At 53.9% G+C, this 14,622-nt stretch carries 8 protein-coding genes; 7 read left to right on the top strand and 1 reads right to left on the bottom strand.

Translation table 11 applies throughout. The annotated features are described in order from the left end of the window. Positions 1-271: 271 nt before the first annotated feature. The 7 genes from MKJ04_RS04740 (at position 272) to MKJ04_RS04770 (ending at position 11,272) form a co-directional block, all read left to right on the top strand. Positions 272-6,106 (top strand): gliding motility-associated C-terminal domain-containing protein, encoded by a 5,835-nt coding sequence (locus MKJ04_RS04740; RefSeq protein ID WP_241639801.1) that lies wholly within the window; start codon positions 272-274, stop codon positions 6,104-6,106. Positions 6,107-6,111: 5 nt separating this feature from the next. After that, a complete protein-coding gene (locus MKJ04_RS04745) occupies positions 6,112-7,119 on the top strand; it encodes a type IX secretion system membrane protein PorP/SprF (protein ID WP_241639802.1) in 1,008 nt (335 codons plus the stop codon). A 278-nt stretch (positions 7,120-7,397) separates the two neighbouring features. Continuing rightward, on the top strand, positions 7,398-7,589 hold the full coding sequence (locus MKJ04_RS04750; RefSeq protein WP_241639803.1) for a cold-shock protein: 192 nt from the start codon (positions 7,398-7,400) through the stop codon (positions 7,587-7,589). Positions 7,590-7,715: 126 nt separating this feature from the next. Continuing rightward, on the top strand, positions 7,716-7,943 hold the full coding sequence (locus tag MKJ04_RS04755; protein WP_241639804.1) for a hypothetical protein: 228 nt from the start codon (positions 7,716-7,718) through the stop codon (positions 7,941-7,943). A gap of 135 nt (positions 7,944-8,078) precedes the next feature. Then, entirely contained in the window at positions 8,079-8,537 is a 459-nt protein-coding gene (locus tag MKJ04_RS04760; RefSeq protein ID WP_241639805.1) for a cold-shock protein, read from the top strand. Positions 8,538-9,359: 822 nt separating this feature from the next. After that, on the top strand, positions 9,360-10,067 hold the full coding sequence (locus MKJ04_RS04765; protein ID WP_241639806.1) for a hypothetical protein: 708 nt from the start codon (positions 9,360-9,362) through the stop codon (positions 10,065-10,067). A gap of 221 nt (positions 10,068-10,288) precedes the next feature. Next, a complete protein-coding gene (locus MKJ04_RS04770; protein ID WP_241639808.1) occupies positions 10,289-11,272 on the top strand; it encodes an ABC transporter ATP-binding protein in 984 nt (327 codons plus the stop codon). A gap of 317 nt (positions 11,273-11,589) precedes the next feature. Here MKJ04_RS04770 and MKJ04_RS04775 read toward each other — a convergent pair whose 3' ends face one another. Beyond that, the gene (locus MKJ04_RS04775) at positions 11,590-14,274 is read right to left on the bottom strand and encodes a malectin domain-containing carbohydrate-binding protein (protein ID WP_241639809.1); all 2,685 of its coding nucleotides are present in this window, start codon (positions 14,272-14,274) and stop codon (positions 11,590-11,592) included. Positions 14,275-14,622 lie beyond the last annotated feature (348 nt).

The following is a 14,622-nucleotide window of genomic DNA, read 5'->3' on the forward strand; positions in this document are numbered from 1 at the left end:
CTTTCCATACCCTTAGCTAGGTATATCTAACTATAGCAGATATACTATAAATCGGGCTTCAGCACCTTCAGAAGCAGATCCACCATGTTTTTTAAAACATTTACCCTCTTTATACGTGTACCCACCATGGTGCTATAATTATACCCATTTAAAATATACTTATTTACACAATAGCCGTAAGCCGTATTTACTCCACCTACTCAAGCCGAATTTCAAGCAGGAATCAAACTTATCAATTGAAAGTATCAGTTTTTAGCCAAGCAGTATACGTATGCGTCAACTTTTACCCAGAGTAGTACTTTTTTATACCCTCCTGTTATTTTTCGCGCTGCAAGCGGTTGGGCAGGGCAGTGGATGCAAGGCCACGATGCGCGCAGACAATGCGCTGACGTTTTGCAAGGGCCAGACCACCCGGCTTAGTGTGGATCAGAAAGGTCATACCTATACATGGTATAAAGACGGGCAAGAGATTACCGGGCAGAAAGGTGAGTTTTATACCGTCTCAGCATCGGGCAGCTATACCGTCAGGATTGACAACCACGCCTCCTGCGCCCCCGCAAGCACGCTGTCGGACCCAATGAAAATCACCGTGGAAGAGTACCCTGTCGCTGACTTCTCTGCTCCTTCAGGGGACCAATGCGCCGGAAACGCCGTGAGTTTCACCAATGCCTCCACTGGCAATGCCCTTAAATACAGCTGGGATTTCGGTGATCCTGACGCGGGGGCCCGGAACAGCAGCACGGAAGCCTCCCCCAAACATGTGTACAAAGGCTTCATCGGTCAGTCCAAAGTATTTACCGTGCGGCTGACCGTAACCAACAGCGCCGGGTGCGAACGCACCGTCGAGAAGAAAGTAACCGTGAAGGAAGGCCCAGACGCCACCCTGCTGGATGTGGACGCGGGCGCCATCAACACCCCCTTTGTGCAGTGCTCTTCCAGTTCCTCAGACATCAACTATACCGTCACGGCGCAGAACAACTCCACCACGCAGTCCTTAAACCAGGGCTATGCAATCAACTGGGGAGACGGCTCGCCGGTGGAGAACCTGGGCAGCGACTTTACAAAGGTAACGCATACCTATACCCGGCGGGGAGCCTTTAAGCTGGTCTTCACGGTTACCGGAAACGGCGGCTGCAGCTCTTCCACCACCTATGAGGCGTATAACGGAAGTAACCCGAGCCTTGCAGTGGGCAGTCCCGGAAACACGGTGGGTTGCGCGCCAGTTACGTATACCTTCCCGATCAGCGGCGTGGCCGACAACTCGCCAGCCACCAAATACACCTTCCAGTTCAACGACAACACACCAGCCTATACCTTTACCCAGGAGAACATCCCGGCCAGTATCACGCACACCTTCAACCAGGGCTCCTGCGGGATGACCGGGGATGCCTTTACGCTAACGGCTTCGGCTGAGAACCCCTGCGGCAAAACCCCCATCACGGTGGGCTCTATTAAGATAGCGTCGGGCCCCAAGGCAGCCTTTGCGGTGCCGGCGCAGGCCGTTTGCACAAACCAGCTGGTGTCGCTGCAAAACACCACGGTAAACGGAAGTGCCTTTACCAACACCGGGGCGTGCAGCAGCGCCTCTAACTCCAGCTGGAGCGTTTCCCCGGCCGCGGGCTGGGGCTTTGCGTCGGGCTCCACATCAGCCACTGAAAACCCCGTCTTCACGTTTACAAAGCCAGGCACCTACGAGGTGACGCTTACCTCCAGCAATGGCTGTACCACCGCATCGTTCACGAAAGAGATCCGGGTGATCACGCCCCCCGCCGCCGCGTTTTCGCTGACGGCTGAGGAAGGCTGCAGCCCGCTTCGGGTAGGCACAGCCAATGCCTCCACCGGAGATGAGCTGCGTTACAAATGGACCGTAAGCCCAGACCGCGGCTATACCCTGGCCAGCGGGAGCCTGACGAGCATCGACCCGGTATTCAACTTTACCGAGGGGGGCGACTATGTCCTCACGCTGAAGGCCGTCAATGGCTGCGACTCGAGCACGACCTCCCAACCGGTGAAGGTGCGCGGCAAACCACTGGTCACGCTGCCGGAGGCGAAGGGGTACTGCACCCCGCTCACCCTCAAGTTCGATGCCTCTGACCCCAGCCATACCCCCAACTTCACGGTTGGCAACGGCACCATCTCCGGGTATGCCTGGCAGGTTTCCGGGGAGGCGACGTTCGTGAACGGCACCACGGCCAGTTCCCAGTTCCCGGCCATTCATTTTCCGAAGGAAGGCAGCTATACCGTGACCCTGAAAGCTACCAACGCGTGCGGAGATTCTGAGGCAGCCACCCAGACAATCACGATCGCCCCGGCGGTAGAAAACAGCATTTCCGCTGACCAGACAGTTTGCGCTGGCAGCATCCCCGCCCCCCTGACGGAAGCCGTGCCGACAAACGGGCAGGGAGGAAACCTTATTTATACCTGGGAGTTCAGCACGACCGACGCGACGACCGGGTTCCAGCCAATTGCCGGAGCGGCAGCCAGCAGCTTCGCGCCGCAAGCCCTGACGCAAACTACCTGGTTCAGAAGGATTATCAATGCGGGCGGCTGCGAGGTCCAATCGAATACCGTGCAGATCACCGTCACCCCGACGCCCCCTGCCCCCTCCCTAGCTGGCACAACGGTGTGCGCGGGCACTATTGTGGTCCTGAAGGTTGACAGCCCGAACGGGGCTACCTACGAATGGTTCACCGACAAGACCGGCGACACGCCCGTGCATGAGGGGGCCAGTTACGAAACGCCCGTGCTGCAAGCCACCACCACCTATTATGTGCAAACCAAAGGCACACAGAGCTGCCCCAGCGTGCGGGTGGCGGTCACCGTTACCGTGAACCCGCTCGTAGAGAACAACACAATCAGCGCGGATCAGGCGATATGCACTGGCGAGACACCGCAGGACCTTATCGGATCAGAACCGACAGGGGGCACGGGCGTCTTCTCGTATGTATGGGAGCAAAGCACAGACAACCAAACCTATACCCCCGCCGAGGGAGTGCGCGCGTCGCGCGACTATGAGCCGGGGCCGCTGCAGCAGGAGACGTGGTTCAGGCGGCGCGTGGTATCAGGCAGTTGCGAAAGCGTGTCTGCTCCGGTGCAGGTGGTCGTCAACGGTATGATCACTAACAACACCATATCGGCCCCGCAGGTCATCTGCACAGGCTCGGAACCTATTGCCCTGAGTGGCAGCGTCCCCGCTGGCGGAGACGGGAGCTATGCCTACCGCTGGGAGATGAGCACCGACGGCCCAACGGGGATTTTCCAGCCTGTCCCCGGCGACAACGAAAATGCAGGCTATAACCCAGGCATCCTCTCCCAGACCACCTGGTTCCGGCGCGTGGTATTGTCCAGTATCTGCGCAAACCCCTCCGCTGCCGTCGAGATTACGGTGCATGAGACTATCGGCAACAACCTCCTCACAGAAGACCAGACGCTTTGCCTTGGCAACACCGGCACGCTGAAAGGGAGTATGCCTACGGGCGGAAGCGGCAGTTATACCTTCCTGTGGGAAGTGAGCACGCTCAGCGATATGGAGGGTTTTGTGCCCGCCCCCGGCCTTGGCACAGAGCAGGAGTATACCACCGCCGCCCTTACCCAAACCTCCTGGTTCAGGCGGCGGGTTAGCTCCGGCCCTTGCGCAGCACACTACAGCGCCCCCGTGAAAATAACGGTAAACTCCGCCATCACACTGAACACAATCACCGGAGCGCAAAATGTCTGCGCCGGCACTGCACCGCTATTGCTGGCAGGATCCACCCCATCCGGGGGCAGCGGAAGCTATACCTATCTCTGGGAAGCAAGCACCGCAGGGCCTGACACAGGCTTCAGCCCGGCCACAGGGAGCAACAACGCGGAAAGCTATCAGCCCGAGGCCCTCACCCAAACCACCTGGTTCCGGCGTTCGGTGCTGTCGGTGCCATGCGCCCCTGTGGCCAGCAACGCAATTGAGGTAAGCGTCCTGCCCGTTATTTCTGGCAATCTGCTGGAAGGAACTCAAACCATATGCACCGGGGCAACGCCCCGCCTCCTGACTGGCACAACCCCCACCGGCGGCTCAGGAAGTTATACCTACCGCTGGGAGATGAGCATCGACGGACTCGTTTTTGAAACGGCAACCGGCAACGCTGCGCAGGCCAGCTATCAGGCCGGGGCCTTGGGGCAAACCACCTGGTTTAGGAGGATCGTCAATTCCGGGGAATGTGTGGACACCAGCGTGCCGGTTCTCGTGACAGTGAACGAGGAGATCTCGGGAAACAGCATTTCACAGGATCAGCTGCTCTGCGTGGGCGCCACGCCGGCGGCACTGTCCGGAACCGACCCGGCGGGGGGAGACGGAAATTATACCTACCGCTGGGAAAGCAGCACGTTGGGCCCGGATACGGGGTATGAGCCAGCTGCGGGAAGCAACACTGCCAGCCAGTATGCCCCTGGGGCCATCAGGCAGACAACCTGGTTCCGGCGGGTGGTTTCCGCAGGCCCTTGCGCCGAAAACAGCAGCTTGCCGGTTAAAATTACCGTGACGCCCCCCATCGCAGACAACGCCATATCGATGCCGCAGGCCATCTGTGAGGGAGTCTTGCCGGCGCCGCTCAGTGGCACAACGCCTTCCGGCGGAAACGGCACTTATACCTATGTTTGGGAAAGCAGCACTACCAGCGCGCAGGGCGGTTTCGCAGCTGCCGCAGGTATAAACGACCGGATGGGTTATACCCCGGGCCAAACGACTGCAACCACCTGGTACCGCCGGGTAGTTTATTCGGAAGGCTGCACCAGTGTTTCGGGAGCGGTGCAGATCACGGTGGTTTCGCCGGTGGCCAACAACAACATCAGCGCAGACCAGGTGGTATGCCTGGGCACCGCGCCCGCCGCCCTGCTTGGCACCACGCCGATTGGGGGCGACGGCGCCTACGCGTATCGCTGGGAGATCAGTACTGACAACATGGGCTACACGTTGGCTCCCGGCATCACGGACGAGGCAAACTATACCCCCAATCCGCTGTCTGCAGACACGTGGTTCCGGCGCGTGGTGATGGCGGGACCCTGCGCCGCGTCGGTCAGCAGCCCGGTGAAGATAACCGTGAATGCCCCCGTCTCGAACAACACGATTGGCTCTCCGCAGCTTGTCTGCGCGGGCACCACTCCGGGCGTGCTGCATGGCGCGGCACCCGTGGGTGGCACGGGCAGCTATACCTTCCTCTGGGAAGCAAGCACCAACAGCGCAACCGCAGGCTTCGCCCCGGCTCCGGGCGACAACAGCGGCATATCCTATGCGCCCGAGGCACTGCAACGGACTACCTGGTTCCGCCGCAAGGTGATCTCTCTGCCCTGCCAGGAGAATATCAGCTCAACCGTTCTCGTGACGGTGCAGCCGCAACCGAAGTTGCCGCAGGCCAAAGGCGGGCGCATTTGCCCGGGTGAGACCATCACCCTGACGGCTTCTGCACTGGAGATCACAGACAGGCTGGAATGGTATGATCAGCAGGAAGGCGGTATCGCGCTGTATACAGGATCCTCGTTTACCTCTCCCCCACTCCTTGCTACCACCGCCTATTACGTACAGGCTGTAAACACGTATGGCTGCGCCAGCGAGCGACTGGAGGTGGTGGCCACCGTACTTGCCCCCGAAGCAGACGCTGGCCCGGACATAACGATAGTGGCGGGGCGAAAAGCGCAACTGCGTGCCCGTGGTGGCGAAACATATGTATGGTCTCCGGCGGACGGCCTCTCTTCGGCCATCATCCCTGACCCCGAGGCTGCCCCGGCGCAAACTACAACCTATACCGTAACCATTACCACAGCGGAAGGATGTGTTGTGACGGACGAGGTGACAGTGACGGTGTTGCCGCGCATCAGCATCACGAACGCGCTTACCCTCAACGGAGACGGGCTGAATGAGACCTGGTTCATCGAGAACATAGAGCACTACCCCAACTGCCAGGTGCAGGTGTTCACCCGCTGGGGAGCCAAGGTTTTTGAATCAGAGGGATACCGGCAGCCCTGGGACGGAACCTACCAGGGAAAGCAGTTGCCGATGGCGGCGTACTATTACGTCATCCGTCTCGATAAGACTTCCGACCCGATATCAGGCAGCATCACATTGATTAAGTAACGATTATGAGAGCACTTCTTCCCTTCGCCCTGATGTGCATGCTGGCCGTAAACGCGCTTGCCCAGCAGCAGCCGCAGCTTAGCCAGTACATGCAGAACAACTTCCTGGTAAACCCTGCCGTGGCGGGCATCGAGAGCTATTCCGACGTGCGCACGTCCTACCGCAGCCAGTGGCTTGGGGTCGAGGGCGCCCCTACTACTTTTTACGCCAGCATACACGCCGCCCTCAACAAGCGGGAACGAAGCACGATGTCGATCCGGCACCAGAAGCGGAATGGGGCACGCGTGAAGCCAGGTGCGGGCAGCCATTACCGTGTCAGTCCGCACCACGGCGTGGGGGCCGTGGCGAAAGTAGACCGGGCAGGCCTTCTGCGCACCTCCTCCCTTAACCTGACCTACGCTTATCACCTCCCGCTAACCCAGTCGATTAACCTGTCTAGCGGGGTATACACCGGCTTCACGCAATTCCACATCAATCAGCGAGACATGGTGCTGCAAACCCCGGACGACCCGTTTCTGAACGCTGACGGCATGAACATGATGAAACTGGACCTGGGGATTGGCCTGTGGATGTACAGTCGATCCTTTTTCGTGGGAGTGTCGGGGGCGCAACTGGCGCACAGCGGCAACGACGTGGCGAGCCTGGAGGGCGGCCCCAGGGGGATGCTGCAACCGCACTACTACGTTACCGGCGGCTATCGGCTGCCAGTTGCCCGTAACCTGGATATTACCCCGTCGGTGATGGTGAAAATGGCGGCCAACAAACAGGCTGCCGTCGATGTGAACATGAAGGCGCTGTATGCCCAAAAGGTATGGGGCGGGGTGTCGTACCGGCACCAGGATGCCGCGGCCGTGATGGCCGGGGTGTATGTGAACTATCTGCTCGACGTCAGCTACTCCTACGACTTTGTGACCTCCGAGATGAGCAAGGCCCGCGCCAACAGCCACGAGGTGGTGGTGGGCTTTAAACTCAACAACCCCAAAAAGGTCCTATGCCCGCAATGGGTGTGGTAGCCATACCCATTTTGCAGGAAGGCCAGCGTGCCGGGCCAAACATCGCAGTCAGGCGCAATGCTTCTAGCGTACTTCTGCGTAGCGCGCAAAAAACCTTAACGACTTAGCTGCCTTTAGCTTTGTGCTCCTTCCGGCATCGAATTGGTTTCATCTCAGCAACTTGGCTTCCTTAAATCCTACCCCGAGTAGCAGGATTGTCAATTATTTGTCGTATATTGTAAAAAATAATGAACGTATGCCTCGTTTAATATGTAGTAGGTATATAACAATAATACAATATGAATAACGGAACAGTAAAATTTTTCAATGACCTGAAAGGTTTCGGGTTTATCAAAGAGTCAGATTCAGATCAGGAGTATTTCGTACATGTTTCTGGGTTAGTAGACGAAATTCAGGAAAACGACAACGTGACTTTTGATCTTCAGGAAGGAAGAAAAGGCCTAAACGCAGTGAACGTAAAGCGCGCTTAGATTTAGAATATCACTACTAAAAAAGGCCTTACGTTGCGTAAGGCTTTTTTATTTCCTCCCCGGAATAGGATTTATCCTACGCATACTGCTGCTTAGTAAAGTTTCATCTTAAATTCCGATTGCAAAATGAATAGAAAATATCTGGTTGACACCACCACGCGCGAATATCTGTGCGTAGCGCTTCAGAAAGGACAGGAATGGGAACCCAACAATCAGGATTCCCTGCCAAGCTTCATGGGCTCGCGCGCAAACAAGAACGAAGCGGATTTTGAATTAATCTCCGGCGAATACAACGACAACTCCTTTTTTGAGAAATGGATTCGCAATGGCACCAACTTCTTATTCCGCTACTAGTTGCGCCTTAAAACCATTTAAGCCGTAACAAATAGTATACTTCCTGATGCCAAGCCCCGACTAGCTTGCAGTGGGGCAGGCAAACAGGAATAACACACAGGCACTAAAATATTTTTAACAAAACGAAATCAATTTATGGGTAGATCACAGGCGACCTTTGGTAAAAAGGAAAACGAAAAGAAAAGACTGCAGAAGAGAAAAGACAAAGAGCAAAAGAAAGAGGAACGCAAGGCCAACACCAACAATGGCAAGAACCTCGATGAGATGATGGCTTATGTGGACGAAAACGGAAACATTTCCGCTACGCCTCCGGATCCAACGAAAAAGAAGAAGGTAATCAAGCAGGAAGACATTCAGATCGGCGTTCCGAAGCAGGAAGACCTCGAACCGGTGGACGTTGTAAGAAAAGGGACCGTTACGTTCTTCAATGAGTCCAAAGGCTACGGCTTTATTAAGGATTCTGAGACCCAGGAAAGCGTTTTCGTGCACCTGAACGGTCTGATTGACAATGTAAAAGAAGCTGACAAGGTAACCTTCGAGGTTGAAATGGGCCAGAAAGGACCCAATGCCGTGTTGGTACGGCTAGCCGTTTAGGCTTTTGTTTTTCTGTTTCACTAAACGTTTTTTGAGAGGCCTTGAACAAGCCCCTGAAGCTGTTTTGTATGGCAGACATACCTTGCAGCAGTAAAGACTTTGCACGCTTTAGAGTGCGCAACCTGAAAGGGTATGCAAACTGCATATAGCTGGTTTTCAGAAGTTGTTTTGCCTGGCGATCCTGAATCCAATGTGATATGCTTAAGCCATCTTTTTGCTTCATACCTTTACCTAGAGACATATAGCACACCTATTTTTTTGAAGTGTTTCCCTTAAAAAGCCGCTCCATATATTTATATAGAACGGCTTTTTCAATTTATATACCCTTAAGTCCTCCCTTGCCCAAAATGTTTCTCCCCGAAGCACCTTCTCCGGATTCAGTTTAAACAATTTGTAAAGCCAATCTGCTCCTTTTAGCTCCAACCGTGAATAAAATAGCAAATGACTGACTTCCAGTTGACATGATGCTGACTATACCTTGTAAGGCCATATTAGTATAAAAATTTCATGCTATAATTTAAACTATGTTCTAACAAAATTCTTATAGCTATATATAAACACTTAAAATTCATATATATGTTTTAAGTATGAATATATTTGTCAAATAAAAACATTTAATAATACCAAATAGTAGCACCCTACGAGTATGTGTTTTATATTCAGCCCTAATTCACCGCTTCAGTACAGTATTCAGCTTAAAACATCCAGATGATGAACAAACCGTCACATATAGTATGGGTCTTTTTGATAGGGACAATGATGTGTGCGGTAGCCTGCCAGTCGAAGCAGGTAGAAAGAGACTTTGAGCAAAAATGCAGGCTGGTGGCAATAAAATCCGACAAGTCTTCGTGGCTCGCGGAGTACAATGCCGCAGGGTTTATAACAAAAATTACCATAACAGGCTTGAAAGGTGATTCGGCAGTGTATACGTATACCTATACCCCAGACCATTTGCTTGCCAGGGAGGTGTTTTCTTTGGGTGGGGAGGTTATTTGCACCCAGTACTATGGGTATGAAAATGGCGTATTGATGACACGGAAATCCAAGTATGGAAATGGCAACACAGCCACTGCCTGGTATAGTTATAACAGGAATCAACAGCTTACCCAGATCACGGGCATTAATCAGTTTACCGGTGTTGAGTCTAAAACAGTTTTTAACTACGACCAGAAGGGCAACATCATCGGGGAATCCTACTTCTACGACTCCGCAGAAGGCGTTACCTGCCAGATAAATTATAAAAACTATGACGACAAGCGCAACCCATTGCTAACGCTCAAAGGCCTCGCTGACGTAAAACTGTGGATGTCCTTCTATAAATTAGGTAGCCGGAACAACCCCGGCCAAATCGAGTGCATTAATTATTATGATACCGACGGCGATGGACTTGATGACCCGAACAGGGACACTGACTTACGTTATACCTACATGTATAATGATGGCTACCCAATCCGTATAAAAGAGGTTATTTTGGCTGGTCGCACCAACGATCCCCCTAAAGAAACCCTCTACTCTTTTATCTACGAGTAAACGGCAGTCTTTATACCACTCCTCCCCCCTCTCCAAACACAGCGCTCTTCTTAATGAGCTTTGCCTGATTCCGGAAAAGGCAGGCTGCCCTCCTGTTTCTTTCATGGGCATGAGGCCATACCGGCTTGTTTTAATACTTTTGGGGTAGCATCCTGCACAGGGGTAAGGTGCAGTGCAGCGACGCTTCACCCCTGCGGGTGAACCACTTTGCAATCGTGTTTATGAGTTTATTGAAAGTTGAGGGCATCAGTATAAAAGAGAACGGGCGTTTTGCGTTGCAAGACGTTGGTTTCGCGCAGCAGGAACTTCAGAATCTCGCCATCGCCGGTGAAACGGGTGCGGGCAAAAGCACGCTTCTTAAGATCGTGGCCGGTTTTGTGCAGCCGGATGCCGGGGAGGTTTACTTCGAGCAGACGCGGGTAAAAGGTCCTGCCGAAAAACTGGTGCCGGGCCATGCGGGCATCGCATACCTCTCGCAGCAGTTCGAGCTTCCGAAGTCGCTGCGGGTTGAGCAGGTGCTGCGGTATGCGAATACCCTGGGGCGACAGGAAGCGGCGAGGCTGTATGAAGTGTGTCGGATCGATCACCTCCTGGACCGACGCACCGACCATTTGTCCGGCGGGGAACGGCAACGCATCGCACTGGCCCGCCTGCTTACCTCCTCTCCCAGATTGCTGCTGCTCGACGAGCCGTACTCAAACCTCGACAGGGTACACAAGGACATCCTGAAATCTGTTATCCAAGATATAGGCGAGCAACTTAGCATCACCTGCACGCTTATCTCACACGATCCGCACGACACGCTTTCCTGGGCTGATGAAATTCTCGTGCTGCAGGAAGGTCAGGTACAGCAACAGGCACCGCCGGAACTGATTTACCGGCAGCCTGCAAACGAGTACACGGCGGCCCTTTTTGGAAGTTATACCCTTCTCCCGCCCACTGCATCCGCCGCTTTCTCCCGTTACCTGGGCCTGCCCCAGAACGGAAAGCGCATGCTTATCCGCCCGGAGAACGTCAGGGTAGCGCAGGAGGTGAGCCAGGGTATGCCCGGCACTGTAGAAAGCGTGCGCTTTTTTGGCAGCTATTACGAACTGGCCATACATCTGGCAGATGTGACCATCAAAGCTAAAACAACAGAAGCCAATGCAGCCAAAGGCGACACGCGGTATATAACCGTAGCTCCTGACAAGGTATGGTATTTATAAAACCTAAAAGCAATACATACAAATTGGCTACGGCCTTGTAGCGTAAGCTCTCTATGTTATTTCTTGGTGTTGAGTGCTGTAGCTGGCTTTTCGCTCTACGTCTAGGGCAGAGGGCTCGCCAAAAACTCAACACCACGAGACTTCGGTCTGTACATTACAGCAACACTTGAATTAAGCAATTCATTATCAGGCATTTGATAATGGTGACAATTTCCGAGGTTGAGTTATAGAGCTCTCGTAATGGTTCTCCTTCATTACTGGCAGGATAGCGTAAAGGCATTGTCCTCTTTTGACACGGCGTGCTACCACTGTGGCATCTAGTAAACGAGCAGCCGCTGAAGCGATTTACCGGAAGCGCCTTGCACTTGCACAAAATACATCCCTTTCGCGAGTTGCGTTGGCGGAAGCACTTGTAGCTGCGCAGCTCCATACACGTTTGCGGAAGTGGTCAGGGTATGAAGCAGGCGACCCGTCATGTCCACCACAACCAGTCGAATTTCCTCTTCTGGCGCATACCCCTTTACAGACACATAAAGCCAGCTGCCACTGTTTGGGTTAGGGTATACCGTCATCTCATGACTCAGGGCAGCCGCGCTTGGTTTTATCGCGAGGCCGCTAGAAATGGCAGAAGTCTGTCGCACCGCGATGGCCGAGATGATCGCGTTGTTTTCAAGCGAAGTAAAGTCGATGTTAAGCATACCGTCTTCTACGTTAATGTTAGGGTATGATTTTACAACTGCGCTACCGGCACCCGATTCTTTGTAAATGTCATAGTTGCTGAGAATGCGCTGCCCCTCCACATCCACGTGGAAGACCCTTTTGCCCACAGCACCAGGGGCGCTACTTCCGGGTGCCCCAAAGTATGGTTCCACAAAATGCAATTCCAGGGTATAGATGCCAGCAACGCCTACAGGTATGGCATAACTGAATGGAGCGCCCGATTGGGCATACCGGTAAGTGAGGTAAAGGGGATCCTCAGTGGTCCCCGCCACGTTGAAGGATTTCGACGAAACGACTCCACCGGAAGCATATGTGTCGGGTCCCCATGTTTGCCCTTTGCTGTCAGTATACCCTTTCCCCCCAACATTCACAAGCAACCCTTGGGAGAGCGGCACGTCGCCCGTTTTGCGTACTTTTACAGCCGAAATAACCGCATTGTTGGTAACGGAAGTGAAAAGTACTTGCAATATCCCGTCTGTTACGGATATATTTTCATAGGACTGTATCACGGCCCTGCCATACCCATGTGCCGCATACAAGTCGTAGTTGGTAATTACGCGTTTGCCTTCCAGGTCCACATGAAACTGCCGTGCTCCTGCGCGCTTGTAATAGGGCTCCATAAAATGCAGTTCTACTGTGTACTCCCCCGGCTCAGCCACCGGTATATTGTAACTGAAAGGTGACCCGGCGGCAGACGAGTTTGGCCCTTTCGCAAACCGGTAAGTAAGGTAAAGAGCATCGTTGGAGGTGCCGAGCACATCGAACGACTTGGAGGAGGTTACCCCCCCGGAAAAAAAGGCATCAGCCTGCCATGCCTCCCCGCTACCGTCCGTGATTTTTTGTCCACCGGCATTCACCAGCACCGGTTCCGGCTTAGGCTTCGGCACATCGCCCACCCTAAGGGTCACGCAGAAACTGGCGCTCGTGTAAGCTTGCGCTGTGTTTGTGGCTTTAGCGGTGACAGTGGCCGTGTACTCACCATCTGCCAATCCTGATGCGTCCATCACCGCCTCAACATATACTGCCGATTGCACGGCTCGTCCGGTTGCGTTTGCGGTGATGCGCAGCCACGGGGCATCCGATGCTATGGTATAGCTCGTTTCCCCTTCGAGGGTATACAACAGGTTTTTTAACACTTTGGTCTGGCCATTTTGGAGCACTTCGGTGTAGCAGGAGGCGCTAAAGCCCAACACGTAAGGAATATTGCGGCTAAAGGAGCGGGTATAGGTTTCCACCCGCGTGTCCGTGTTGCCGATTTTCCCGCAGGCAGCCACAAAAGTCTCATCGATTACTCTGGCTCCAATACCGATATATCCGTTTGAGCTTGTTCCTTCGTTCTGGGGCAACTCAAAAGCCGCGTTATCCCAGGAGCCCGGCCCGCCATTTGCGGCCGGGGTGAAGATCGTTACCTTATCCGTGGCCCCGTCTCCACCAGACATATAAATCTTGCCATCTACCGGAAAAGTGGACGCTTCGCAGTGCGAACGCACCGTAGGCAGATCGGCTAGGCGGGTCCATTCGTCTTTTAGCGGGTCATAGGCATGGGAATAGCGCTGGTCCTGCCCGCCCCCGCAATCGTGCCCGAACTGGCCGCCCATGGCATAAATCTTACCCCCGAGCACAGTAGTGCTGAGATGGTTACGCTTCATCGGCATCGGTGCGCGTGAATTTTCCCAATTTATACCCGAAGCATTTTCCAGCCAGGCGTCCACGTTCAGGGTCAGGTGGTAAGTGTCCTGGTCATTGTCGCAGGGATTATACACAAAACCGCCGAACACATGGAGCGTGCGCCCCAGCAAGGCCGCCCCGCCCCCGCCCCAGGGCAGTGCTTCCCCGGTTGCCGGGTCAATCAGTTCAGGTCCTGCAGCCCACGTATTCGCCTTAAGGTCATAAATCCATACCTCACTGGTCAGGGGCCCACTTGTATTCTCAAGCCTGCCGCCAATCAGCCACACTTTATCGTCTACCAGCACGCAGCCCTGATGCGTTACTGCCTTGCCCTCCGGCATAGGGGCCAGTTGCTCCCATACATCCGTTGCCGGATCATAGGCCTCACTCACAGCAGCGATAGTTGGCCAAACCCCAAACCCTGTAAAAAAGTAAATTTTACCATCATAGAGCACACTGGCCATCTCTCCCCTCTTGAAGTCGGCATCCTTTTGGCGGTTCCATTGGGCCGATGCCGTTAATGACAGCAACAGCAGTATGGGTAGTATCCAGTAAATTTCGAGACGCTTATTTTTTGATTGGGGCAGAAATAGACCGCGTGCTAATTTTTCCATAATCCTTATTTTAGTGCATTACAATCAGCTTATATGCCGGGTTAAGGGTACAAATAACCGGAATTTAGCGCACGCTACCAGGCACACATCATTGTTCCGGACGTACCTCCTATCGCGGGGTCAGGCAGCCGTACTGCATGCTTTCATAAGCACAGAATATGATCTATTCTGAAAAGTCTGCCATCTTCTATATAAAAAGGAAGGCAAAAGAGTACATAAGCTGCAGAACGGCAGAGATGGGGTGGGAACTCCTTGCCGCCTAATTGGGAAAACTACTGGCTTACTTTACCGTCGTTTCTAATTCAAATCGGTAAGTTTTTGCAGCCTCAGCCTACGGGTTAGCAACGT

The sequence above is a fragment of the Pontibacter sp. E15-1 genome, from assembly GCF_022601975.1.
GTDB lineage: Bacteria > Bacteroidota > Bacteroidia > Cytophagales > Hymenobacteraceae > Pontibacter.